This is a genomic window from Lelliottia sp. EB106-05-01-XG201 (assembly GCF_058791735.1).
Window position 1 is genome coordinate 2,692,952 of sequence record NZ_JBYTDV010000001.1, and the last position, 23,402, is coordinate 2,716,353.

A 23,402-nucleotide genomic window follows, 5' to 3' on the forward strand; every position below is an offset into this window, starting at 1 on the left:
GCAACGGATCATCAAACCCGTTGCCAGCATGAACATGCAATATGATGAATCGATATCACTTACTGCCAGGTAAACTCCAGATTAATCACCGTTGAAAAGGTGCCGGGCACGGCATTTCCCTGAGGCGTAAATATTTTGGCCGCCATCGGGAAGGTTGCGCCTTGTGTACTGGCATTCACGGCAAGCGACTGAGTATCGCCCTGGCTGTAAATCACCGTGTGAGCAGCATTCGTCAGACGCAGCGCAACGTTAGTGGCAGAGCCACTGTTTTTCCACGCGGTGGCGTCATGCGAGTCTTGAGTGCCCAGATACTTCACCGTCACCTGCCGGGTGCCCGCCGGGCAATTATTGATATCAAGCGAAAAGTCCTGCCACTCCCCGCCGGCACCGGCATTCACTAATTCCATCCGGTGTAGCGAGGAAAACGCAACCTGCTTATTCACCGTCCCCGTATCAATCATGCACGGAGTGGCCACCACGTTGCCGCCGATCGTCACACTACTATCGGCTGAACAGAAAAATGAAACACCCGTCATTATTACTGCGCTGAGGTTAATCAAAACGCGCATAGTTTCTCCATAATGTTCCAGCGGTGCAGGCAATTACTGATAAGTGATGGCTGCCGTGACGACCGTGCGGATGGTCCCGGGGGTCGCATAGCCGGTATTGGTATAGGCTCTGGCTCTGAGGTGGAAGCTGTAGGCATTGCTGGCAAAAGCGCCGGTTAAACTTCTTCCGTTCCCGAGCGGCTGCCCTCCCATCCCCTGCATTTGCACCGCCACGTTTAACGCCGTTCCCGAACTGGCGTACATATCAACGGGATTACTGCTGTCCGGAATTCCCTGGAATATGATCGTCGCATTGGATGTTGTCGCAGGACAGTTAATCAAATTCACATCAAAAGGCACCCACTGGGTCGCATTCCCGGCTTTTTGCAACGCTGAGGCCTGAATAGATTGCCCCAGATCGACCACAATATTCGTACTGTCGCTTTTGATCTCGCAAGGTGATGCCACAATATTACCGGTCACATTAATACTCACGGGGTCGGCCGCGTTTGCGCCGGGCATCATACCCAATAAGATTCCAGTCATCGTGCCTTTGACGGCCCGCAAACGTGTCACTTTCATCATTAAACTCCTTGTATTATTGATAGGTAATATTGAGTGTCGCCGAAGTATTTGCAGTCCCTGTCGTGACAATATTTTTAGTTTGATAATATCGGGCTGTTAAAGGGAAGGTTTCCTGACCGCCTGCCGAGCGTTTTAAAACGATACGGTTATTAAGGGATAAGGGTGTGCCGTTATATAAAAGCTGCACGCCTACACCCGTGGCCACTCCTGCACTGCCCTGGTTGGTTAATGCCAGCACGCTGTTGTTTGCAACATCAGGATGTCTCACACCAGATAGACTTACATTAATATTGGCGTTGTAATCACAGTTAAGCCCCAGATTTTGCGTGCTTTGTGCGTTTGCCGGAATGGTTCCGACGGTCGTGCCAAAAGAAGCCGCCTTTATATCTCCGATAGGAAATGTTAAAGATGGAGTAGTGATACTGCACTGCACAACCTGCAAATTTCCGCCACCGATATTAAAAAATCCGATATAAAATTCACTCTCGAAGCTCGTTTCAGCAAACGCCCCTGTTCTTATGTAACCTGATGATGCAAAATTGGAAGTTTTGACAATCTCAAATTTATATAAATAGGTTTCGTTAGTCCAGTTGCCCGAGTCTCCTCCGGTCCAGCCCTGTATTGACACAGGGAAATAGTGGTGCATATCACCATTCGTTCCATTCTCAGAGAGTCTTAAACCAAAGCCATTTACCCCAATGTCATAAACATTATTGCCAAAGGCGGTTAATGGCGTATACATTTTTTCTTTATAAATATGGGCCTCACTGCCTGTACATTCTATTTTTACATCACCTTGCACAGACTGCGTCGCCACAATTGAACCCGGCACGGCATCGCGCTGAACAATTACCGTTCCAAAGTTAACCGTTTTGGTATAAGTACTTATTTTATTCGTGCAACCGGCGATAGCGTCTGAAATAAAGAGAGAAGCCAATAAAATTAAAAGACCTAATTTAAAGTATTTCATCCTATAAACCCTATAAACATTTTTCATTCGCACGGGTCAAATGAGCCGTCATATTCGTTGAGAGGGAATAATTCACTGTGCATTTTTCATCGGTTCCCCATTGCACATTGATGCGTCCGGCATTCTTTAAACCCGTCAAATAAACCTGCCCCGCATCACCCACGATGAAGCTTTGCCCTTTCTGCTGATCCACGGTCACGATGGCGCCGAATGGCACAGGTTGCCCGTTAACCTGCGTTAACGTCATCAATAAGCGCATCCCGACATTGGCGACATAATCGGCGCGCACCACCGCGCCGCGCGAAGGGATCACGGTACGGTTCGTCAGTTCCAGTTCAACGTTGTCGGGCAGGGTATCGGTGATTAATGCCACATCGTTTTTGCGGTAAACGGTCACATTGCTGACCGCGGTATAACCCCGCCAGTCGGTCTTCGCGCCGGTCTGGTTTAGTATGCTGACGCCACTCGCCCCCGGCGCCTTAATCAGGACGTTGGTTTCACCCAGCGGCTGGCTAAAGGTCACGCCGTCGGCATGGGCAAGCATCCCGCCCTGTAGGCCGTAGTTCAGGCGATCGCTGTTTTTGTCATAGCCATACCCGGCACTGATTTCAGCGTAAGTTCCGCGATAATCAGCATTCATCGATCCGGTATAGCCGACATCATGGGTGCCATATCCCTGCTGGGCGCTCCAGTTCAGGGCGTTATTCTCCAGCGCCATTCCGCTCAGTCCGACAGAATGGGTGGTGCCATTTTTCTTGCTGGCATTCATGCTGTAGTTGGCCCAGCTTTGCGGCAGGAATTTCTCCAGCGGAATACTCACGTTCAACGCCAGCTGCTGATCCTTATCGTAATAAGTTTGTTCCCCACGACCGGTCGAAGAGCCGTTTTTGCTGTAAGTCCATGCCAGGCCGTAGTTGATCCCGCGCCAGCCATTGTTGTAGCTCAGACTCCAGGAGCCCATCGTCCGGTTCGAATTCCAGTAATCCTCACGGACGGTGCTCAGCATCAGGGTGCCGAGATCTTGTCCCAGGATCTGACTCATGGTCAGCTCCATGCGGTTTCGGCGACGTTCAATCAGCCCGGCACTTTGACTGTAAGAGTCCAGCACTTCCTGCATGCCGTAATAGCCGCTGGTGGAGTAGCGATACCCGGCGATGGCAAAGTTGGTCCCGGTATTCATCAGATTTTTGCTGTAACGTGCGCGCCACGACTGGCCGTCGGTTTTCACCCCATCCTGCGGGGTTGACCAGCCCTGGGTCACATCGGCGGAGAGCGCACCGAAATCGCCCATGTTTTTACCGATCCCGGCGGCCAGAGACTGGTACTTACTCGACTCCTGCAGGCCACCGTAGATCGTGAAACCGTGCGGCAGACCGTAGATCGCGGTTCCCTGAGCAAAGGGGGTTTTCTCCACGCGGCTGTCATACGAACGATATTGACCGCCGGTGACGGCAAATTTCACGCGACCTTCACGCTGGAGTACCGGCAAAGAGGCAAACGGCACCGTGTAGTGCTGCTCGCTGCCATCCGCCTCTTTCACGGTGACCTGCAGATCGCCCGCCCCGCCCGTCGGGTACATATCGGTAATTTCAAACGCGCCCGGCGCCACGAAGCTCTGATAAATCTGGTAGCCATTCTGGCGGATCACCACCTGGGCATTGGTGCGGGCGATCCCGCGCACCACCGGCGCATAGCCTTTCAGGGAATCGGGCAGCATGTCGTCATCAGATGCCAGCTGCACACCGCGGAACGGCATACTGTCGAAGACATCGTTCGGCGCGCTGCTGTCGCCGCCGGTAAATTGTGCTTTGAGCGGGATGACATCGCGCTGGGCGTAGGTATAAACCGTGTCCCATTTGTCCTGGCCGGACGAATCCCGGCTCCAGGTGGAGTAGTTGCGTACGCGCCACGGGCCGATATTGATGCCAGGGCGCAGGTTGGCGTACTGGCTATCGTCGGATTGACCACCCGCGCCGCGCTGCCAGTTATTCGCCCCGCTGAGGCTGTAGTTGAGCATGGCTGCCGTGATGCCCTCATCCCACTGTTCCGGCGGAACATAGCCGCGCGCCTGCGGCTCAAGGGCCGCCTGCGGGATGCTGATCACCAGGCGTTGGGTACTGAACTGGAAGTCAGCCGCGGCATGGGGGATGGCGGATAAATCGACGCACTTCCCACCGGCGGCCAGATTTGGGAACAGATGGGTTCTGACGCCCCAGCTTTTCAGCTGTTCCAGGCTGAGGCACGGATGCAGCAACGTATCACCGTCCGGAGACTTGACGGCTTTAAACTCAATATCCTGGGTATCCACCGTCTGCTCGTTGATAACAATATCCACGTGATAGACACCCGGAGCCTGCGCGCCCGCCTCAAACATCGACAGATCGGTTTTTCCCGCGCCGGGATTCCCCACTTCCAGCAGCTCCGGGTTAAAAAAATCCCGGCCCAGCGCGTCCTGCGTGACCGATCCCAGCGCCACCGCGATGAACAGCGCCAGCCTGGCCGGTTTCATGTGTTTTTGTTTTTTTATCATCATCATTAACCAGAAGTCCGTCTCATAGTGCGGTCATTTTTAAATGCTGGCGTTGTGCGCTTTACCCGGTCCGCCGTAGTCGTTGATCACTTTAAACATCACGGTTCCCACGCTGACGCCTGCAGGCAGAGGAAACTCAGTCGTGGCACCCGGCAAGACGTAGCTCACCTCTTCAAGTTCACGGCCATTGACGCTGACCTGGCTGAAATTCATGACGTAGGGTGTGGGGTTACTGACGCTGAGATTATTTCCCGAGCGACGCCAGACCAGTTTTTCAGCCACCTCTTCCGGTGAGACGCCTTTTAATCCGGCAGGACGATAGATCAGCTTAATGCGCGTTTTAATCGCAATTTGCAGGCTGTTTTCTTTTTTCGGTGCAGACGGGATGGCTTTAATATTCAGCCAGTACAAACTTTCCTTATCCTGAGGTAAGTTGCCAGCCAGCATAATACGTTCAACGTTTTGCTGATCTTTATCGAGTCGATAAAGTGGCGGCGTAATCACAAAAGGGGCTTTCTCAGCGCCGCCATTTTGCGTTTCGACCCAGGACTGAATTAAATAGGGTGTCGCGTCCGGGTTACTCACGCTAATAGAGGCTTCTTTTTTATTGCCGTCATAGATGACACGCGTACCGCCTATAATCACTCCGGCGTTGGCAGCAGATATCCCGGCCGCAATAAATGCACCGACAATAAAGGTCTGGCGAAGAAAGTTCATTTTATACCTCAACTAAAAAATGAGGCCGATAAACGGCCTCACACTTATTCCGCGTATGGGAAATTAGTTATAGACAACAGAGAAGCTGGTTGCTGCGTTAGCCGGACCTGCAGTCACGTTATCAACCGTTGATTTATACTGAGCGTAGAAGTTCAGGATATTATCAGCGGTGGTATTCAGCGCGTAACGGTAGTTGTTATCACCGTGCAGTGGCAGCTGAGATTTGTCCGCAGACATCAGATTGATCGCTACGCCGGTTGCTGCTCCGCTCGTGGTGCTGTCGATGGCCAGCAGTGAAGAGTCAGTGGCTTCTGGTGTACCGTCAAAACGAACGCGCGCCGTAGATACGGTCGCCGGGCAGTTTTTCAGCACGATGCTGAATTTTTTCGCCGAGGTAGAGTCACCAGCACGAACGAATTCGGCTTTGTGATAGGAACCCAGATCAACGGTCTGGTTCTGAGAGGCCACGTCAACAATACAGGCGTCATTCAGAATTTCACCGGTAAAGTTTACTGTGCCAGCCGCCGCAAACGCGTTAGACATAGACAGTGCAGCGGTCGCAGCAAAAGCAACAGCGATCAGATTCTTTTTCATTTCATTTTCCTTAAATATAATAATATTGTGCCTGCTGAAGTTAAATTCATTCAAATATAGATTTGAAATCATTTAATACATCAACATTTGCGCACTCCAGTGAACGCAAAAACAACCATCAACTCTTTTATTACCACTCCAACGGCTAATAATTATCCCTGGCGAGGCGCAGGATAATTAGCCATAAATTTACTCGCGGCGTGTGATGTTGTTTTGCTAAACAGCAATTTATCGAAACACATTCGGTTACTCAATTTTTTTCTCAGTCCATCTGTAGACTATAAAGCGACCTGAGAAAATTCTGCTTTAAGTACACCTCACAGCAGCAATAATTGATTGACCACACTGAGATTATTGACAAACCACAGTTCAAAGTCCCTTTTCAAGCATTTTCTCGGTCTACACTTAGACCGTATTAACTACTTTTAAAAATGTTTGCAGTAGCAATAATTAATGGTCTCAATGAATCAGCATCGCAGGTGTAATTAAATATGAATACGCGTATGTCCCTTGAAGGGCTTGCTGGCGGCTATACATTTCCCGCGCATAAGCCCTTGAACCACATAGAAAGGATTTTGCTGCATCTTCACCCCTTCTCCACGGAAGTGATTTATCCCAAAGGCGCCATTATTCGCTACAACGAAGAAAATATTCGCTACTGCTTTCTGCTTTATAAAGGCAGCGTCGCTCTGCACCGCCGCGGAGATGGAATGGTATTGAATTCCGAATCCTCGCCCTTTGTCTTTGGCATCAGTAATCAGCTCTCCAATGAAGAGCATATGTATATTCGCACCCTTGACGAATGCCGCGTGGGCCAGGTCCCGCTGGCAAAAGCCAATGAAATTATTGCCCAGGACGATCTCTGGGAGAGCCTTTCCCATTTGGTGATCTACACCACGGGCCGCGTTTACGACCATTGCATGGCGATTACCCAAATGTCGGCCTATGACATCATTCGTTTCCATCTCCTGGAATTAATGAGCGAGCCCGATAATATCCGCCTGCACCTCACCGCAGCCAACTACATCATCGACCGCAGCTACCTGTCGCGAAGCGGGACGATGCGCATTCTCTCTGAGCTGCGCACCGGCGGTTACATCATTATGGACAAAGGTATTCTGATCGAAATTCGGCATCTGCCGTTGAAATATTGACAGCGTGTATACTCTTTAAGGTACGGGTCACCCGGCTTTAAAGACAGGACGCGCTGTATGAGCAACACCGATAAACCTGCTTTCCCTATGAATCGCGCGACGCCGCTGGCCGAGACATTAATCGATGCGTTGCTCCCTCATGCCACCATCGCCACTTATCCACCCGGACAACGATTCCCCCTGCGGGTGAACGATGTTGCCGTGTGCTACATTCAACTCGAGGGCACGACGGAATTTCATCGTGGGCCCGACGGACTGGTCGTTACTCACATTTACGCGCCCGCTATCGTAGGTCTCGCCGATGTGCAATTTTCCACGTTTCGCGAATCCTGGATCGAATCACGCGAGCTCTGCAAGATAGCGACCATGAATATGGAACAGGCGTACGAAATTATTCGTCAAAACGATTTGATGGAAACGCTGGTAGGCCACATTAACGGCGTCCTGGGCAAACTCTATTATCACACCCTGCAAAATACGGCCCCGTCGGCCTATGAGATTATTCGCTATCAGCTGATGGAGTTGATGACCGAGACCGAAGAATTTCGTGCCAGCACCACCGTTGAAAAATATGTCCGTTCCAAAACCAATTTATCTCGCAGCGGGATTTTAAAAATCCTAGCCGAACTGAAAACCGGGTCTTACGTCGAAATGGACGAAGGCCGACTGGTGAAAATCAATAAACTCCCGGCGAAGTATTAGCCCGCTGTTTTCTGGAAGAAAAAATAATAACAGGTGAATGTGGATGAAACAGATTGCGATTATCGGTGCCGGACCCACCGGCATTTACACCCTCTTCTCCCTGCTGAAAAACCAGACACCCCTCGCAGTGACGCTCTATGAGCAAGGCGACGAAGCCGGTGTTGGCATGCCCTACAGCGATGAAGACAACTCGCGGATGATGCTGGCGAACATTGCCAGTATCGAAATTCCGCCGCTTTTTTCGACCTACCTCGACTGGCTGCGCACCCAAAGCAGCGCGCATCTGGCCCGCTACGGCGTGGAGAAATCCACGCTTCATGACCGCCAGTTCCTGCCGCGCATTCTTTTGGGCGAGTACTATCGCGACCAGTTTGTGCAGCTGGTGCGTCAGGCCCGAGAAAACGGCTTTGCGATTAAGGTCCACGAATCCTGTCAGGTTACAGATCTCGAAGCCACGCCTGCAGGCGTCAAAATCTGGGCGGATAGCCAGGCAGAACCCACGACTTACGATCTCGCCGTACTCGCCACCGGGCACGTCTGGCCGGACGATGACGAATCGACCCGCTCGTACTTCCCGAGCCCCTGGTCCGGACTGATGGAGGCCAAAATAGGCGCCTGTCGCGTCGGCATTATGGGCACCTCTCTTAGCGGACTGGACGCGGCAATGGCCGTCGCCATTCAACACGGCGACTTTATCGAGCCGGAAAATCAGCCGGTAGAATTCAGGCTTGATAAGGGCAGCGAAGCGCTCAACATCGTGCTGATGTCCCGTTCAGGCATTCTGCCGGAAGCGGATTTTTACTGCCCGCTGCCTTACGAACCCTTAACCCTCGTGAGCGAACAGGCGATCGAGGAGGAAATCGCCGCTGGATCGGACGGGCTGCTGGATCGCGTGTTTAGCCTGATGGTAGAAGAAATCGAGCTCGCCGACCCGCAGTGGAGCGCCTCCATCAACTTGCCGACGCTTAACGCCGACAGCTTCCACGACGCCTACTTTGCCGAACGCCACAAGCACGATCCCTTCAGCTGGGCGCAATCGAATCTCGATGAAGTCGAGCGCAACAAACGCGACAAACGTACGGTGCCCTGGCGCTACACCATTTTGCGGCTGCATGAAATTGTGCAGGAGATCGTCCCGCATCTGACCAGACAGGACCGCAAACGCTTTGACGCCGGGCTGTCGCGTATTTTCATCGACAACTACGCCGCCATCCCGTCCCAGTCGATTCGCCGTCTACTGGCGCTGCGCGAAGCGGGGATTATCAGCGTGGTGGCGCTGGGCGCTGAGTATGAAATGGATGTGCAGGACGACCGCACGGAGATTGTCTTCGACGGTAAAAAAGTGGAATTCGATCTGTTTATCGATGCCCGCGGGCAGAAGCCGCTGAAAACGAAAGACCTGCCGTTCCCGACCCTGCGCCAGCAGTTGCAGGAAAATGGCGATGAAATCCCGGACGTCGGCGAGGATTACACCCTGCTCGCGCCGGACAGCGTGCGTGGGCGCATTGCCTTTGGGGCGTTGCCGTATCTGATGCACGATCAGCCTTTTGTTCAGGGGCTGACGGTGTGCGCGGAGATTGGCGAGGCGATGGCGAAAGCGATAACGCAGCGTGCGTCACGGGCGCGTCGGCGGTTGCCGCCGATCGAATGGTAAGGTCTGGTGGGGCGATTCAGGGCGGGTAAACTCCCGCCCTGAAAACAGGTTACTCGAAGTAAACCTGCGGATTATCAGACAGGGAGATAAAGGTTTTGCTCTCTTTATCCAGCGCCAGAATCGCGCCGCTTTCGATGTCATACACCCAGCCGTGCAGGCGGATGGCGTTATTGCGCAGGCCCACTGCCACTGATGGATGGGTTTTGATATTGCTCAGCTGAGCAAAGACGTTTTCCTGCACCATCGCGTTCACTTTGTCGGTCGGCGTCGCCCAGGTTTTGTTCTCCACCACCGCTTTGGCGGCATCGGAATAGCGCAGCCAGTGGGAGACCGCAGGCATCGGGTCGAGATTGGCGTTGTCGGCAATCGCCTTCATCGCACCGCAGTTGGAGTGGCCGCAGATCACAATGTCGGTCACGCCCAGCGCCACTACCGCGTACTCAATCGTCGCAGAGACACCGCCCGGTTCGGGACCAAATGGCGGCACGATGTTGCCAGCATTACGAATGACAAAGAGCTGTCCCGGTTCCTGCTGCGTCACCAGTTCAGGGACCAGTCGGCTGTCTGAGCAGGAGATGAAAAGCGCTTTGGGATTCTGGCTGGACGCTAAACTGCGGAAGAGTTCTTTACGTTGCGGGAAAATCTCTTTTTGAAAGCTGAGAAAACCTTCAATGATATGTTGCATAGCAATGTCTCTTTTATCTGTTTTAGTTTAGGCATGAAGCGATCACGCTTCCTGAGTTTACCCACCGCGCTTTATTTCATACAAGAAATATATTTCTCCCCTGATTGCATGACGATTTCATGAGCATTCTCAGTGATGTTTTGTCCTTCGAACGCGCCATAGAGCCGCTCGAAAGGTACCCCTTTAAGACGATCGGTGATCCCCTCCACCGCCGCCCCGGGCAGCGGGAGCATGTTCGGGTAACTCCACATAAAGGAGACGCGGTCCGCGCCGGGCGTGACCTGCAAAATATCCCCGGCGAGCAGGACGCCGCTGTCGTTATTCCAGTGCAGTACCGTGCCGCCAGCAAAGTGCCCGCCCAGACGCAGCAGCCGGACGCCAGGCAAAATATCCAGCGAATCGCCCTGCCAGAAGTGGAGCGCCGGGCTGTCGCGCATTACCCACTCCCGGTCGCTGGCGTGGAGGTAAACCGGGGCGTCAAACGCCGCCGCCCAGTCCTGCATGGTGGTGTAGTAATGCGGATGGGAAATCGCGATGGCCTGGAGTCCTCCGAGGGCTTTATCAGCGTTAGAGTGGCCGGGTCGAGCGTGGCGATGCAATCCCACAGCACGTTGCCGTGCGGTGTTTGCAGCAGAATTGCGCGCTGGTTGATGGCAAATTTGGGGACGGTTTTGAGGCTTAACAGGCCCGGCTCAAGCTGCTGCCATTTGTTGGTATGGCTTCGCGCGACACTGTCGTAATCCACCCACTGTTGCCCGCCGATGGGCACATACTGGCGTTCATCGTCGCAAATTGCGCAGCGCGCGGGCGTGGTGTCATAGGATGTCCCGCAGGTTTTGCAGAGTGTGATCATTTTCCCTCCTCTTATCCGTCAGAGAAAGAGTATGGCAGGGATTGGCGTTACGTGCGGTGAGGTACTTTCCCTGACTTTTTTATCCTATAATCTACCAACAGCAAAAACTGAACCAAGCAGGTGCATGATGGAAATTGATCTCGATAATCTTGTGTTTAACGGCCTTGAAGAAGCGCAAGAGCGCAACGCGGAACGTCTGGAAGATGCAGACAAGAAAGCGCAGGCGGTTGTTGCCGACGATGATTGCGGTGATGCGTGTAAGATTTGAGTTTTGAGTTTTTTTGCCCGGTGGCGCTGCGCTTACCGGGCCTACAAAACCATCAATGTCATGGTTTTTTGTAGGCCGGGTAAGGCGAAGCCGCCACCCGGCGATAACCCCGCACCGAACTACTTCTTCAACCCATCCAGCGCCTGCTGCGCGCACGCCTCATCGAGCTGACCGCCCGGCGCACCGCCGATACCGATCGCACCGATCACTTCGTCGCCCTCTTTCACCGGCAAACCACCCGCCAGCAATAAGAACCCCGGCACGTCACGTATATTCTGCGCGCCCGCGTTGCTCTGCGCGGCTTCCATCACTTTGCCGGAGGCATTTTTGGTGCTGAGCGCCGTGAAGGCTTTCATCTCACTGGCTTTCACCGTGTGCGGACCGGCGTTATCGGTACGCTGCACCGCTTTCACCACGCCCGCGCGATCCACCACCGTCACGCTCACCTGATAATTTTTGGCGCTACAGGCCTGAATCGCCGCGCTCGCCAGGGCATTCGCCTCGGTCAGAGAGATATTTTTCTGCGTCAAAGTATCTGCCTGGGCGGATACCGATACCATTCCTGCCACCAGCGCGGCCACCGTCATGAACTTTTTCATCGCAATTCCTCGAATGTGGGAGACAAGGCGATGCTATCGGGATGCGCGATGGAGCGATATTCGGTTGATTACGCAGGCCACCTGGTAGTTATACGGATTGCAATTTGTCGTATTCACGCATCGCCTGCACCAGGCTGCTCACTCCGAGCTTGGCAAACAGCGCCGCGCGGTGCGCTTCGACGGTTCTGGGGGAAAGATTTAGCCGCGCCGCCACCTCTTTATTGCTGCGCCCCTCCATCAGTTCGGCCAGCACTTCATGCTCGCGCGCCGTCAGCTGTTCAAACAGCGCTTTCACCCGCTTCAGCTCCTGCCAGTTGGCCGTGCGGCGCTGGCTCTCTTCGAACGCGCGGGCGAGAGTCTCGATGAGTTTATCGGCGTCCAGTGGCTTGGTGAAAAACTCAAATACACCGGTGTGAAACGCGCGACGGCAGGCATCGACGCTGCCGTGTCCGGTCATAATGATCACCGGCAGCAGCGGCCACGGCCACGCGCCCTCTTCCAGCCAGGTGAGACCGCCCTTGCCCGGCATGCGCATGTCCAGCAGCAGACAGCCGGTGAGCGCTTTTTCCGCGTCATGTTGTGCCGTAAACGCCTCGATGCTGGCGAAGGTTTGCACCTCCCAGTTCATGCCCGAAAGCAGAAACGCCATCGACTCCCGGATGGCGGCATCGTCATCAATCAAATACACCACATTAGTCATGCGCGGCTCCTTTACCCGGTTCCAGTTGCAACACAATCTTCGCTCCGCCCTGCGGCGCGTTGCCGAGCGTGATACTGCCGTTCATGCGCAGCATCAGTGATTCCGTGAGCGTCATCCCGAGGCCAATCCCCTTTTCTCTGCCGCTGTAGAACGGCATAAAAGCATTCTCCAGCGCCTCGGGGCTGAACCCCGGCCCGCCGTCGGTCATGATGATTTCTATCACCTCGCTCTGACGCTGACTGGTGATATGCACCCAGCCGCGCGCGTTCTCCTGCTGCGCCTGAATCGCGTTGCTGAGCAAATTATGCAGCACCTGCTCGAGCCACAGCCGGTCCGCCTGCACGCGCGCGGCCTCCGGCGGGAAATGGTGGTTGACGGTGATGTGCTCATTTTTGCGCTCATGCTCCAGCAAATTGCCTACGTGCTGCCAGCACTCAGCCAGATCGACCTCGCTCAGGGTGACTTTTTCCTGCACCACATGTTCACGAAAGCGCGCCAGCAGTTCGCCGATGCGCTGGGTCTGAACCCGCGCCGCATCGAGCGCATGGGAAACCGCCGCAGGGTTATCCTGCCCCAACTGGCGCTGCGCGCCCTGAATCCAGGTTTGTGCCGCCGTCAGCGGCTGGTTGATCTCGTGCACAATCCCGGCGGTGATCTCCCCCAGGGTGTTGAGGCGCGCGTGCTGATAATACCAGGCGCGCCGCTCGGCGTTTAATCGCTGCAACCGTTGCCAGACCACGCCCGCGCCCACAGCGACAATGCCCGCCCAGCCGAGAAACAGCAGCGGGAATAGCGCCCAGGAGATTTGCAGCCAGTGCGGTTCGGCATCCGCCGTCAGCGTGAAGGGCTGGGTATGCTGCGGAAAATCGCGCTGCCAGTGCCAGAACGCGGTCGAGGGTTCTGAGGCAGTCGCCGACAGGTTGATGTGCAGAGGGGAAAATTCATGCGCCGCCGTGAGCAACGGGCGCAGATCGACTCGCACCCGAATCTGCCGCCACGGATTGTAGAGCCAGTATTGTTCGTCGCCGAGCGGCTCAACGCGAGCAGCGTCCAGCGCTCGATCGTGCGTTTTTTCCAGGGCGAGGATCTGGGGGAATTTTTTGCGCAGCGCCGTCAGGTCTTCATCGCCATTGAGCAGCGGCAGCACGGACTCGTTTTGCGTCAGCACGGCGCTGATGCCGGAGAAGAGCGCGGTGAATTCGCGATCGCGCTCCCAGAACTGGCGACGGATCTGTTCGGCATACAGCAGGACGCTGCTCAGCAGGCAGAGAATTATCCACACCACCAGGGCTCGTCGGATCAATTTTTGGCTGGTCATTCGGTCTTCAGGCGAGGTGATTTTTGCCTTAGACCTTAGCAGGTTGAGCGATTAAGAACAAAAAAATGCCGATACGTTCAGGTATCGGCTGCACAGTTCGTTCCAGTAGGTCAGGCGCGTACGCCGTAACTCAGCGTGGTGTTTTGTCATGGAACCACTCCGGGTCGATGTTGGCTACATCGACGCCATACAGACTGGCAATCGGCAGCACCGATTCAATAACACGTTGCGCACTGTTCTCCGCACTCTCTGATTTGGCGACAAAAAACCGCCGTAACGTATTCACCCAGTTTTGCATGGCCCGACTCCTCTCGATTGCGTCTGAACTCAGTTAAAACCCAAACCCGACTTAACGGAAATACCAATATCAGCTGACCATTTTCAGAATCCGCAAATGCGACGTTTCCCGTCACTTACCCGTAACACCCTGTTCACTAATAACTTTTCTTATATAGCAAAGAACATTTTCTTATTTGGCGATACATAACGCTTATGGGAGCGTATTCGAACAAAACAAAAACAACGGGATACTTGAGGGAACTATGGCTACACACAAAAAGCATTATCACAGACTGGCGCTGGCACTGGGTTTACTGACCGCAGGCGGCTTTTTATCGACGCAGGCTCAGGCCGATCAACTGGCGGATATCAAAGCCGCTGGGGTGGTGAAGGTCGCGACCTTTGACGCCAACCCGCCGTTCGGCTCGATCGATGCCAAAACCCACGACATCGTCGGGTATGACGTCGATTTCGCCAAAGCGCTGGCTAAAAAGCTCGGCGTGAAGCTGGAGCTGGTCGCCACCAACCCGGCGAACCGTATTCCGCTGCTGCAGTCGGGCAAGGCCGATCTGATCGTCGCCGACATCACCATCACCCCGGAACGTGCGCAGGTGATCGATTTCTCCACACCCTATTTCGTGACCGGTCAGCAGTTCCTGGTCCCGGCAAAATCGGCGGATAAACTGGATGCCTACAGCAAAGCGCGCATCGGGGCGGTGAAAGGCACCACCGGTGAGCAGGCGCTGCATCAGCGTTTCCCGCAGTCTCGCGTGCTCTCTTATGATGATATTCCGCTGGCGTTAACCGCCCTGCGTAACGGCAACGTGCAGGCAATTACTCAGGACAGCACGATTCTGGCAGGCCTGCTGGCACAGGCGCCGGATAAAGCCGATTTCAAAATCCTGCCGGACTTGCTGAGTAAAGAGGAGATTGGCGTGGGGGTGAAGAAAGGCGAAACCGCGCTGCTGAAAGTGGTTAACGACGAGCTGGTCAATCTGGAGAAAACCGGCGACGCGGCCAAAATCTATGACGTCTGGTTCGGCCCGCAAACCCAGTCACCTCAGCCTCGCGCCTTTAAAATAGAAGCCCAGTAATATGCTCTCAGGTTTATTTTCACGCTCCGCGGCCCGTGCCGCGGATTTTTCACATCTGGACCAGGCAAGCGTTGAGTTCCGCGAGGTGGTCAAACGCTACGGCGATCATCCGGTTTTAAAAGGGATTAACCTCAGCATCGCGCCCGGCGAAGTGGTGGCGATCCTCGGCCCGTCCGGTTCCGGTAAGTCCACATTGATTCGTCTGATTAACCAGCTGGAGTCGCTGAACGGCGGCGAAATCCTCATCGACGGCAAACCCACCGGCAAACTGACCGGCACGGCCCTGCGCCAGCTGCGCAGCCGGGTCGGATTTGTGTTCCAGCAATTTAATCTTTACGCCCATCTGACGGCCAGCCAGAACATCAGCCTGGCGCTGGAGCATGTGCACGGCTGGAAAGCGCCGCAGGCCCAGGAGCGCGCCCTGACGCTGCTCGATAAAGTCGGGATGGTGGAGAAAGCGGAGCATTACCCGGCGGAACTGTCCGGCGGGCAGCAGCAGCGCGTAGCGATTGCCAGGGCGCTGGCGTCCTCGCCGCAAATCATCCTGTTTGATGAGCCGACGTCGGCCCTCGATCCGGAGATGATTGGCGAGGTGCTGCAGGTGATGAAGGCCCTCGCCCACAGCGGCATCACGATGATCGTCGTGACGCATGAGATGCAGTTTGCCCGCGAGATCGCCGACCGGGTGGTGTTTATCGACGGTGGACAGATCCTGGAGACCGCCCCGCCGGAGCAGTTTTTCCGCCATCCAGAACATCCTCGCGCCCGACAGTTCCTGCAAAAGGTGCTCAACCCGCTGCATCAGGAGTTACCGTGATGCCCGCCCTCGACTGGCAAGGGGTGCTATCCGGACAGCCCTTGCAGTGGATTTTATCCGGTTTTCTCACCACGCTGTGGGTGACGCTGGCAGGCATGATCATCGCCAGCGTCTTCGCGATTCTTTTTTTGCTCCTGCGCCTGGCAGGCGGAAAAACGGGCAACGCCCTCGTGGCGGTATGGGTCTCTTTGTTTCGCAATACGCCGTTACTGGTGCAACTATTGTTCTGGTATTTCGCCGCCTGGAACGGGCTGCCGCGCGCGTTTCGCGATTACATCAACGCCGATCACAGCTGGTCGATTCTGCCGGGTGACGTCTGGTGGTTTACGCCGGAGTTTCTCTGTTCCGCCTGGGGGCTGGGGGTGTTTACGTCGGCGTTTTTGATCGAAGAGATCGCCTCGGGTTTACAGGCGGTGTCATCCGGGCAGCGACAGGCGGCGCTGGCGCAGGGGTTTTCTTCCTGGCGGCTGTTTCGCTACATCCTCCTGCCGCAGGGGCTGGCGAACGCCTGGCAGCCGGTCGTCGGGCAGTATCTGAACTTAATGAAACTCTCGTCCCTGGCGAGCGGCATCGGTTTTGCCGAGCTGACCTATCAGGTGCGGCAGATTGAGAGCTACAACGCCCACGCCCTGGAGGCCTTTACCATCGGCACCGTGCTGTATCTGCTGACCGGCGTGGTGCTCGGGCTGCTGCTGGTGAGACTTGGGCCATCGACCGTGAAACGCCGTCCGCGTCCAACTACCATCCGCACCGGGAGGGAACGCGCATGATCGCCGGACTGAACGTGATTACTGAAAACCTGGATTATCTGCTGTGGGGGCGGATGTCGGCGGGGCAACCTGGCGGCGTGTTGCTGACGCTGCTGATGGCGCTGGGCGCCGCCGCGCTGGCCTTGCCGGGCGGAATTGCCCTCGCCGCGCTGGCCTGGCGTTTTCCAGGTATCGTGCGCAGAATGCTGTTTCTGTGGGCGGAGCTGATTCGCGGTATCCCGCTGATCTTCGTGATTTTCTGGATGTGGTATTTGCTGCCGCTGCTGACCGGCGGCGATCTGCCCGGCGCGTTGACCGTGACGCTGGCGCTGGCGTGGTTTACCGCGGCGGCGGTGATGCACTCAGTGCTGGCCGGGCTTCGGGCGTTGCCCGGCGGGCAATACGAAGCGGCGCTAACCCAGGGGTTTGGCACGCAGCAGACGCTGTGGCTGATCCTGCTGCCGCAGGTGTTACGCAATATTCTGCCGTCTCTGCTGGGGATTTTTATCAGCCTGCTGAAAGATACGTCGCTGGCCTTTATTGTCAATGTGCCAGAGCTGACGACCGTCGCCGGACAGGTGAACAACCGGGTGCAGATTTACCCGGCGGCCATTTTTATCTTTACCGGCGTGGTCTATTACCTGCTCTGCTGTGGTCTTGAGCAGGTTGCGAAACGCTGGCGTTTTACCCCGCCAGCGCTTTAACCACCGTTTCCATCGCTTCTGTCGTCAATTCACTGCGTTTCACGCGCTGGTTCGCCAGCGCGGTACGCAGCACGCCCGCAATGACGATATGCTTCGGCTCCTGGCCCAGATCCCGCATCTCAAGAACGACCTTCCCGACTACCCGGCACATTTCCTGATAAAGCGCGTCGTCTTTAGTCACATTGCCCATTGCTATCACTCCATTGCTGTAAAGGAGCAGCTTAAATGATTAACAGAATGGATACAAAAAAGGGTGAGGGGAAACCGCGGTTTCCCCTCACCCTAACCCTCTCCCAAAGGGAGAGGGGACCGACCGTGCTTAGTTATTGACCGGGATCACCGCGCCTTTGTATTTGGTGCGGATCCAGTCCTGAATCTCTTTGGAGTGCAGCACGTCCACCAGTGCGACGATATCTTTCTTCTTCTCGTCACCGCGATGCACGGTGATGATGTTCGCGTACGGGTTATTCTCACCGCTTTCTACCGCGATTGGGTCATGAACCGGGTCGAGACCCGCGTCGATGGCGTAGTTAGCGTTGATCACCACCGCCGCGCCTTCGTCGTTGTTATACATCTGCGGCAGCAGAGAGGCTTCGACGTTCGGGGTGAACTGCAGCTTTTTCGGGTTTTCCACGATGTCGCTGATGCGCGCGGTCACTTTGTCGATCCCAGGTTTAAGCTTAATCACGCCCTCTTTCTCGAAGATAGAGAGAATACGGCCTTCTTCAGACACCGCATCACGCATGATGATTTTGCCGCCTTCCGGCAGATCTTTCAGGGATTTGTATTTTTTGGAGTAGATACCAATCGGCTCGATGTGGATCGCCCCGGCACTGACGAAATCATAATCTTTGTCGCCCGCATGATCTTTCAGCACGCTGTTCAAATACGGAATGTGCTGGAAGTAGTTCGCGTCGATGTCACGGCCCGCCAGCGCGGTGTTAGGCAGGATGTAGTCCTGGAAGGGTTTGATCTCCAGATCGATACCCTGTTTCGCCAGAATCGGTTTCGCCTGCTCCAGAATTTCAGCGTGCGGGGTGTTGGATGCGCCGACGGTCAGCGTATCCGCCCAGGAGGCAAAGCTCAGGGCGCTCAGGGTTGCGGCGGCAATCAGTGTCAGTGTCTTTTTCATGATGTGTGTTCCTGTGAATTAATTGTTTTTAGCGTTTATCTAACAGTGAAGTAATGACGTCGCCGCAGAACTGGATAATGAAAACGATGATCAAAATGGTCACCGTTGCCACCAGCGTGACATCACCGTGGTTGCGCTGGAATCCTTCCAGATAAGCCAGATTTCCCAAACCTCCTGCCCCAATCACCCCCGCCATGGCGCTGTAGCTCACCAGGGCAATCAGCGTAACCGTGATGCCTGATACCAGGGCGGGTGAGGATTCCGGCAGTAAAACCCGAAAAATTAAGGTGCTCAGGCGTGCGCCCATCGAACGCGTCGCCTCGATCACCCCTTTGTCCACTTCGCGCAGGGCGATCTCCACCAGACGCGCATAGAACGGTGCCGCACCAACAATCAGCGCCGGGAGCGCGGCGTTGGCGCCCAGAATCGTCCCGACAATGGTCTTGGTGAACGGGATCAGCAAGACAATCAGGATAATGAACGGAATCGAGCGGAAGACGTTCACCACGATTGAAATCACGCTGTAGACCGTGCGGTTATGGAACAGCCCGCCGCGCGCGGTCAGAAACAGCGCCAGACCCAAGACAATCCCTAAAGCAAAGGTCGCGACGCCGGAAATCGCCGTCATATAGAGCGTCTCCAGAGTAGCGGCCCATAGCTGGTCCCATTTCAGATGCGGAAAAAGAGTTTCAGGCATGTTTAATCACCTCGCCTTCAATATCGCTGTGCTTCAGGTCGGCGAGGATATTGTTCAGTTGTTCTTCGGATGCCACCACGTGCAGCCAGAGCTGGCCGAAAACGCCGTGTGCGGTTTGCGTCATTTTGCCGTGCAGAATGTTGAACGGCAGGCCGTAGCGCAGGGTCAATTCCCCGACGACGGGCTTGTGGGTGCTGTGTCCGGTGAAGGTCAGGCGGATCACCGTCCCTTCCAGCTCGTTCGCCAGCTCCGGGTTAAAGGCTTCTTCTTCGGCGTACTGGCTCACCTGGCGCACAAACTGCTGAGTGATCGGTTTTTGCGGATGGGTGAAGACGCTCAGGACGTCCCCCTCTTCCACCACTTTGCCGTTTTCCATGACCGCCACGCGGTCGCAGATTTTGCGCACCACGTGCATCTCGTGGGTGATCAGCACGATGGTGAGGTTGAAACGACGGTTAATGTCGAGGAGCAGATCGAGGATCTGGTCCGTCGTTTGCGGGTCGAGCGCGGACGTGGCTTCATCGCACAGCAGCACATCCGGATTATTCGCCAGCGCACGGGCGATGCCGACGCGCTGTTTCTGCCCGCCGCTGAGCTGTGACGGATAGGCATTCTCACGGCCTTTCAGTCCCACCAGATCCACCAGCTCGGCGACGCGCGTTTTGATTTTGGCTTTGGGAACGCCCGCGATTTGCATCGAGAAGGCGATGTTTTCTGTCACCGTGCGCGACCACAGCAGGTTGAAGTGCTGGAACACCATGCTGATCTTCAGACGCGCCTGACGCAGCTCTTCCCCTTTCGCCGAGGAGATCTCCTGACCGCTGATGGTCACGCTGCCTGACGTCGGCTTTTCCAGCCCGTTCAGCAGACGAATCAGCGTACTTTTTCCGGCACCGCTGTAGCCGATAATCCCGTAAATCTGTCCCTGCTCAACCGTCAAATTGACGTCATCCACGGCGGTAAGCGCCACTTTTCCGTTGTCAAAAACCTTCGAAATATTCCTCAGAACTATCATTCTTTTTCTTATCCGTTACGCATATAGCGGTTTAGCAGTATGGATGTCCAAACGATAGTAATCAGAGGTTCTGAGGTTTTAAATGAACAAAATCGCATGTCTTATAACTCTGAGGAATATGTGGCGTGGCGACTGGGCGCAGAACGAATAGCTTATTTTCAGCAATGATTATCTGTGGAATGGATATGAGGCAGCGCCTCAGGCGCAAAAACGGTCATTTTTACCGCATTTTGTCCTTATATAGCCATCCTCACATCTGGAGCACTTTACGGCTTGCTATCTTGACTGCCAAATCAGGCATTTATATTACTTTCCGTTCTAATAGGCAGTGAAACGTTCTTTCTTGAGAAATTTTCATGCTCCTATCATCCAGCCATGTCCCTGTTAAGGAAAAGACCATGGCGATTTATCACTCTGTCACCGAACTGATTGGCCGCACGCCGCTGATCCAGTTGCACAAGCTGGATACCGGCCTGTGCTCGCTGTTTTTGAAACTCGAGAACCAGAATCCGGGCGGCTCCATTAAGGACCGCGTGGCCCTGTCGATGGTTAACGAGGCCGAACGCAAAGGGCTACTCGCACCGGGCGGCACCATTATTGAAGCCACGGCGGGCAACACCGGGCTGGGGCTGGCGCTGATTGCGGCGCAAAAAGGCTATGCGCTGGTACTGGTGGTGCCAGACAAAATGAGCCGCGAGAAGATTTTCCATCTGCGCGCGCTGGGCGCGCAGGTGGTGCTCACGCGCTCGGACGTCAACAAGGGCCATCCGGCCTATTACCAGGATTATGCGCAGCGTCTGGCGCAGGAGATTCCGGGCAGTTTCTATATTGACCAGTTCAATAACGAGGCCAATCCGCTGGCACACAGCACCTCCACCGCGCCGGAGCTGTTTGAACAGCTGGACGGAAAAATCGACGCTATCGTCGTCGGCGTCGGGTCCGGCGGTACGCTCGGTGGGCTGCAGGCGTGGTTTGCGCAGCATTCGCCGCACACGGAGTTTGTGCTGGCCGACCCGGCGGGATCGGTGCTGGCAGATCAGGTGGAGTCGGGCCGTCATCACGACGCCGGTTCGTGGCTGGTCGAAGGCATCGGTGAGGATTTTATTCCGCCGCTGGCGCACATCGAGGGTGTACAGCAGGCGTATCGCGTGACCGATCGCGAAGCCTTCACCACCGCCCGCGATCTGCTGAAAACCGAAGGCATTCTGGCGGGCTCTTCCAGCGGCACGTTGCTGGCGGCAGCGCTGCGCTACTGTCAGGCGCAAACCACGCCCAAACGGGTGGTGACCTTTGCCTGCGACAGCGGGAACAAATATCTGTCGAAAATGTTTAACGACGACTGGATGCGCCAGCAGGGGCTGATCTCCCGCCCGCCAACCGGCGATCTCTCTGACTATATCGCCCTGCGGCACGACGAAGGCGCCACCGTCACCGCCGCGCCGGACGACACCCTCGCCACCGTGCTGGCGCGCATGCGCCTGTACGACATCTCCCAGTTGCCGGTGCTAGAGAATGGTCAGGTGGTGGGCATTGTCGACGAGTGGGATCTGGTCAGCCATATCGCGGGCGACGGCGAGCGCTTCGCCCTGCCCGTGACCGAGGCAATGACCCGCCACGTGGAAGTGCTCGACAAACACGCCTCCGAGAGTGCGCTGAAACCGATCTTTGACCGCGGTCTGGTGGCGGTCATTAACGACCGCGATCGCTTTCTCGGCCTGATTACGCGCAGCGACGTCCTCACCGTCTGGCGCAATCGTCTGCAACAATAAGGAACAATAATGATGAAAACTCTGGCAACCCTGAGCGTCCACAGCGGCGAATTTAACGATCAGCACGGCGCGGTGATGCCGCCGATTTACGCCACCTCGACGTTTGCGCAACCCTCTCCCGGCGAACACACGGGCTACGAATATTCCCGCAGCGGCAACCCGACGCGCCATGCCCTGGAAACGGCGATCGCTGAACTCGAGAGCGGCACGCGCGGATATGCTTTTGCATCCGGTCTGGCGGCGATCTCCACCGTGCTGGAGCTGCTGGATAAAGACAACCATATTGTCGCCATTGACGATGTGTACGGCGGGACCTATCGCCTGATCGAAAACGTGCGCAAACGCAGCACCGGCTTGCAGGTGAGCTGGGTGAAACCGGGGGATTTGGCGGCGCTGGAGGCGGCGATTCGTCCTGAGACTAAAATGATTTGGGTGGAAACCCCAACCAACCCGCTGCTGAAACTGGCCGACCTCGCGGGGATCGCAGAGATTGCCCGTCGCCATCGCATCATCAGCGTGGCGGATAATACCTTTGCTTCGCCGGTGATCCATCGTCCGCTGGAGTTTGGTTTTGATATCGTGGTTCATTCCGCGACCAAATATCTCAACGGCCATTCTGACGTGGTGGCAGGTCTGGCGGTGGTCGGCGATAACCGCGAACTGGCCGAGCAGCTGGGCTATCTGCAAAACGCCGTCGGCGGTGTGCTCGACCCGTTCAGCAGCTTCCTGACGCTGCGCGGCATTCGCACCCTCGCCCTGCGAGTCGAAAAACACAGCGCCAACGCGCTGGCGATTGCGCAATGGCTGGAGCAGCACCCGCAAGTCGAAAAGGTGTGGTTCCCGTGGCTCGAATCTCACCCGCATTATCAGCTGGCGCGCGAGCAGATGGCGCTGCCGGGCGGGATGATCTCCGTGGTCGTGAAAGGTGATGCGCAACAGGCCACTTCGATAATCCGCAAGCTGAAACTGTTTACCCTGGCTGAAAGTCTGGGCGGCGTTGAAAGCCTGGTCAGCCAGCCCTACAGCATGACCCACGCCTCGATTCCGCTGGAGCAGCGGTTAGCCAACGGCATCGTACCGCAGCTGATTCGCCTGTCCGTCGGGATTGAAGATGCGAACGATCTGATCGCTGACCTTGAACAAGCGCTGAAAAATTAAACACATTGCGGCAGACATCGCGTCTGCCGCAACAAGATGCTGTTTAGCCTTAACGCCTTGATAACAATCTTTGTGAATCTGCACAGAATGGTTTTGAAACACCGTTTCCAT

25 protein-coding genes and 1 pseudogene are annotated in these 23,402 nt (G+C 55.5%); 10 read left to right on the forward strand and 16 right to left on the reverse strand.

The window, feature by feature from the left end; all coding sequences use genetic code 11:
- Positions 1-59: 59 nt before the first annotated feature.
- The 6 genes from AC3WS9_RS12595 to AC3WS9_RS12620 all read right to left on the reverse strand — a co-directional run bounded on the left by AC3WS9_RS12595 (position 60) and on the right by AC3WS9_RS12620 (position 5,944).
- Entirely contained in the window at positions 60-569 is a 510-nt protein-coding gene (locus AC3WS9_RS12595) for a fimbrial protein (protein ID WP_492488674.1), read from the reverse strand.
- Positions 570-602: 33 nt separating this feature from the next.
- Positions 603-1,133: a fimbrial protein gene (locus tag AC3WS9_RS12600; protein ID WP_492488675.1), complete on the reverse strand. Its 531-nt coding sequence runs from the start codon at positions 1,131-1,133 to the stop codon at positions 603-605.
- Positions 1,134-1,146: 13 nt separating this feature from the next.
- Positions 1,147-2,103, reverse strand: coding sequence for a fimbrial protein (locus tag AC3WS9_RS12605; protein WP_492488677.1), 957 nt, complete (start codon positions 2,101-2,103; stop codon positions 1,147-1,149).
- A 10-nt stretch (positions 2,104-2,113) separates the two neighbouring features.
- On the reverse strand, positions 2,114-4,639 hold the full coding sequence (locus AC3WS9_RS12610) for a fimbria/pilus outer membrane usher protein (RefSeq protein WP_492488679.1): 2,526 nt from the start codon (positions 4,637-4,639) through the stop codon (positions 2,114-2,116).
- A 33-nt stretch (positions 4,640-4,672) separates the two neighbouring features.
- Positions 4,673-5,350: a fimbrial biogenesis chaperone gene (locus AC3WS9_RS12615; protein ID WP_492488681.1), complete on the reverse strand. Its 678-nt coding sequence runs from the start codon at positions 5,348-5,350 to the stop codon at positions 4,673-4,675.
- 63 nt (positions 5,351-5,413) lie between these two features.
- Positions 5,414-5,944 (reverse strand): fimbrial protein, encoded by a 531-nt coding sequence (locus AC3WS9_RS12620; RefSeq protein ID WP_492488683.1) that lies wholly within the window; start codon positions 5,942-5,944, stop codon positions 5,414-5,416.
- Positions 5,945-6,435: 491 nt separating this feature from the next.
- Here AC3WS9_RS12620 and AC3WS9_RS12625 point away from each other — a divergent pair, with 491 nt between their 5' ends.
- From AC3WS9_RS12625 to AC3WS9_RS12635, 3 genes are read left to right on the forward strand one after another with little or no spacing between them, the layout of a single operon-like run.
- Positions 6,436-7,098 (forward strand): helix-turn-helix domain-containing protein, encoded by a 663-nt coding sequence (locus AC3WS9_RS12625; RefSeq protein ID WP_492488684.1) that lies wholly within the window; start codon positions 6,436-6,438, stop codon positions 7,096-7,098.
- Between the two features lie 57 nt (positions 7,099-7,155).
- On the forward strand, positions 7,156-7,800 hold the full coding sequence (locus tag AC3WS9_RS12630; protein ID WP_492488685.1) for a winged helix-turn-helix transcriptional regulator: 645 nt from the start codon (positions 7,156-7,158) through the stop codon (positions 7,798-7,800).
- A gap of 43 nt (positions 7,801-7,843) precedes the next feature.
- Positions 7,844-9,454 (forward strand): FAD-NAD(P)-binding protein, encoded by a 1,611-nt coding sequence (locus tag AC3WS9_RS12635; protein ID WP_492488687.1) that lies wholly within the window; start codon positions 7,844-7,846, stop codon positions 9,452-9,454.
- Positions 9,455-9,503: 49 nt separating this feature from the next.
- Here AC3WS9_RS12635 and AC3WS9_RS12640 read toward each other — a convergent pair whose 3' ends face one another.
- Together AC3WS9_RS12640 and AC3WS9_RS12645 are read right to left on the reverse strand one after the other, a co-directional pair.
- Positions 9,504-10,139 carry a carbonic anhydrase gene (locus AC3WS9_RS12640; RefSeq protein ID WP_285144694.1) on the reverse strand — a complete coding sequence of 212 codons (636 nt, stop codon included), beginning with the start codon at positions 10,137-10,139 and terminating at the stop codon, positions 9,504-9,506.
- A 71-nt stretch (positions 10,140-10,210) separates the two neighbouring features.
- Positions 10,211-10,992 (reverse strand): annotated as a pseudogene (locus AC3WS9_RS12645) (MBL fold metallo-hydrolase).
- Positions 10,993-11,119: 127 nt separating this feature from the next.
- Between AC3WS9_RS12645 and AC3WS9_RS12650 the strand changes: the two are divergent.
- Positions 11,120-11,260 (forward strand): hypothetical protein, encoded by a 141-nt coding sequence (locus AC3WS9_RS12650; protein ID WP_095281773.1) that lies wholly within the window; start codon positions 11,120-11,122, stop codon positions 11,258-11,260.
- 119 nt (positions 11,261-11,379) lie between these two features.
- On the opposite strand, the gene AC3WS9_RS12655 is transcribed toward AC3WS9_RS12650, so the two are convergent.
- The 4 genes from AC3WS9_RS12655 to AC3WS9_RS12670 all read right to left on the reverse strand — a co-directional run bounded on the left by AC3WS9_RS12655 (position 11,380) and on the right by AC3WS9_RS12670 (position 14,175).
- Positions 11,380-11,859, reverse strand: coding sequence for a GlcG/HbpS family heme-binding protein (locus AC3WS9_RS12655; RefSeq protein WP_492488689.1), 480 nt, complete (start codon positions 11,857-11,859; stop codon positions 11,380-11,382).
- 88 nt (positions 11,860-11,947) lie between these two features.
- Positions 11,948-12,559 (reverse strand): response regulator transcription factor, encoded by a 612-nt coding sequence (locus AC3WS9_RS12660; protein WP_492488691.1) that lies wholly within the window; start codon positions 12,557-12,559, stop codon positions 11,948-11,950.
- Complete coding sequence (locus tag AC3WS9_RS12665) at positions 12,552-13,877, reverse strand: sensor histidine kinase (RefSeq protein WP_492488693.1); 1,326 nt, start codon at positions 13,875-13,877, stop codon at positions 12,552-12,554. Before AC3WS9_RS12665 ends, AC3WS9_RS12660 begins: the two co-directional genes overlap by 8 nt.
- 130 nt (positions 13,878-14,007) lie before the next feature.
- Positions 14,008-14,175 (reverse strand): hypothetical protein, encoded by a 168-nt coding sequence (locus tag AC3WS9_RS12670; RefSeq protein WP_165790602.1) that lies wholly within the window; start codon positions 14,173-14,175, stop codon positions 14,008-14,010.
- A gap of 244 nt (positions 14,176-14,419) precedes the next feature.
- Here AC3WS9_RS12670 and AC3WS9_RS12675 point away from each other — a divergent pair, with 244 nt between their 5' ends.
- The 4 genes from AC3WS9_RS12675 to AC3WS9_RS12690 are packed head-to-tail and all read left to right on the forward strand — an operon-like array spanning position 14,420 to position 17,520.
- A complete protein-coding gene (locus tag AC3WS9_RS12675; RefSeq protein ID WP_285150204.1) occupies positions 14,420-15,250 on the forward strand; it encodes an ABC transporter substrate-binding protein in 831 nt (276 codons plus the stop codon).
- A gap of 1 nt (position 15,251) precedes the next feature.
- Positions 15,252-16,067 (forward strand): amino acid ABC transporter ATP-binding protein, encoded by an 816-nt coding sequence (locus AC3WS9_RS12680; RefSeq protein WP_285144699.1) that lies wholly within the window; start codon positions 15,252-15,254, stop codon positions 16,065-16,067.
- Entirely contained in the window at positions 16,067-16,837 is a 771-nt protein-coding gene (locus tag AC3WS9_RS12685) for an amino acid ABC transporter permease (RefSeq protein WP_492490332.1), read from the forward strand. Before AC3WS9_RS12680 ends, AC3WS9_RS12685 begins: the two co-directional genes overlap by 1 nt.
- Positions 16,834-17,520 carry an amino acid ABC transporter permease gene (locus AC3WS9_RS12690; RefSeq protein WP_492488696.1) on the forward strand — a complete coding sequence of 229 codons (687 nt, stop codon included), beginning with the start codon at positions 16,834-16,836 and terminating at the stop codon, positions 17,518-17,520. The genes AC3WS9_RS12685 and AC3WS9_RS12690 overlap by 4 nt, the downstream gene beginning before the upstream one ends.
- On the opposite strand, the gene fumD is transcribed toward AC3WS9_RS12690, so the two are convergent.
- The 4 genes from fumD to AC3WS9_RS12710 form a co-directional block, all read right to left on the reverse strand.
- A complete protein-coding gene (gene fumD, locus AC3WS9_RS12695) occupies positions 17,501-17,710 on the reverse strand; it encodes a fumarate hydratase FumD (RefSeq protein ID WP_045401410.1) in 210 nt (69 codons plus the stop codon). The two genes, AC3WS9_RS12690 and fumD, sit on opposite strands and share 20 nt — an antisense overlap.
- 129 nt (positions 17,711-17,839) lie before the next feature.
- Positions 17,840-18,652: a MetQ/NlpA family ABC transporter substrate-binding protein gene (locus tag AC3WS9_RS12700; protein WP_006174916.1), complete on the reverse strand. Its 813-nt coding sequence runs from the start codon at positions 18,650-18,652 to the stop codon at positions 17,840-17,842.
- Between the two features lie 28 nt (positions 18,653-18,680).
- Positions 18,681-19,349 carry a methionine ABC transporter permease gene (locus AC3WS9_RS12705; protein ID WP_285144701.1) on the reverse strand — a complete coding sequence of 223 codons (669 nt, stop codon included), beginning with the start codon at positions 19,347-19,349 and terminating at the stop codon, positions 18,681-18,683.
- Positions 19,342-20,364, reverse strand: coding sequence for a methionine ABC transporter ATP-binding protein (locus AC3WS9_RS12710; RefSeq protein WP_285144702.1), 1,023 nt, complete (start codon positions 20,362-20,364; stop codon positions 19,342-19,344). The genes AC3WS9_RS12705 and AC3WS9_RS12710 overlap by 8 nt, the downstream gene beginning before the upstream one ends.
- A gap of 398 nt (positions 20,365-20,762) precedes the next feature.
- Here AC3WS9_RS12710 and AC3WS9_RS12715 point away from each other — a divergent pair, with 398 nt between their 5' ends.
- Together AC3WS9_RS12715 and AC3WS9_RS12720 are read left to right on the forward strand one after the other, a co-directional pair.
- A complete protein-coding gene (locus AC3WS9_RS12715) occupies positions 20,763-22,133 on the forward strand; it encodes a pyridoxal-phosphate dependent enzyme (protein WP_492488699.1) in 1,371 nt (456 codons plus the stop codon).
- A 12-nt stretch (positions 22,134-22,145) separates the two neighbouring features.
- The gene (locus AC3WS9_RS12720; protein ID WP_492490333.1) at positions 22,146-23,291 is read left to right on the forward strand and encodes a trans-sulfuration enzyme family protein; all 1,146 of its coding nucleotides are present in this window, start codon (positions 22,146-22,148) and stop codon (positions 23,289-23,291) included.
- Positions 23,292-23,402 lie beyond the last annotated feature (111 nt).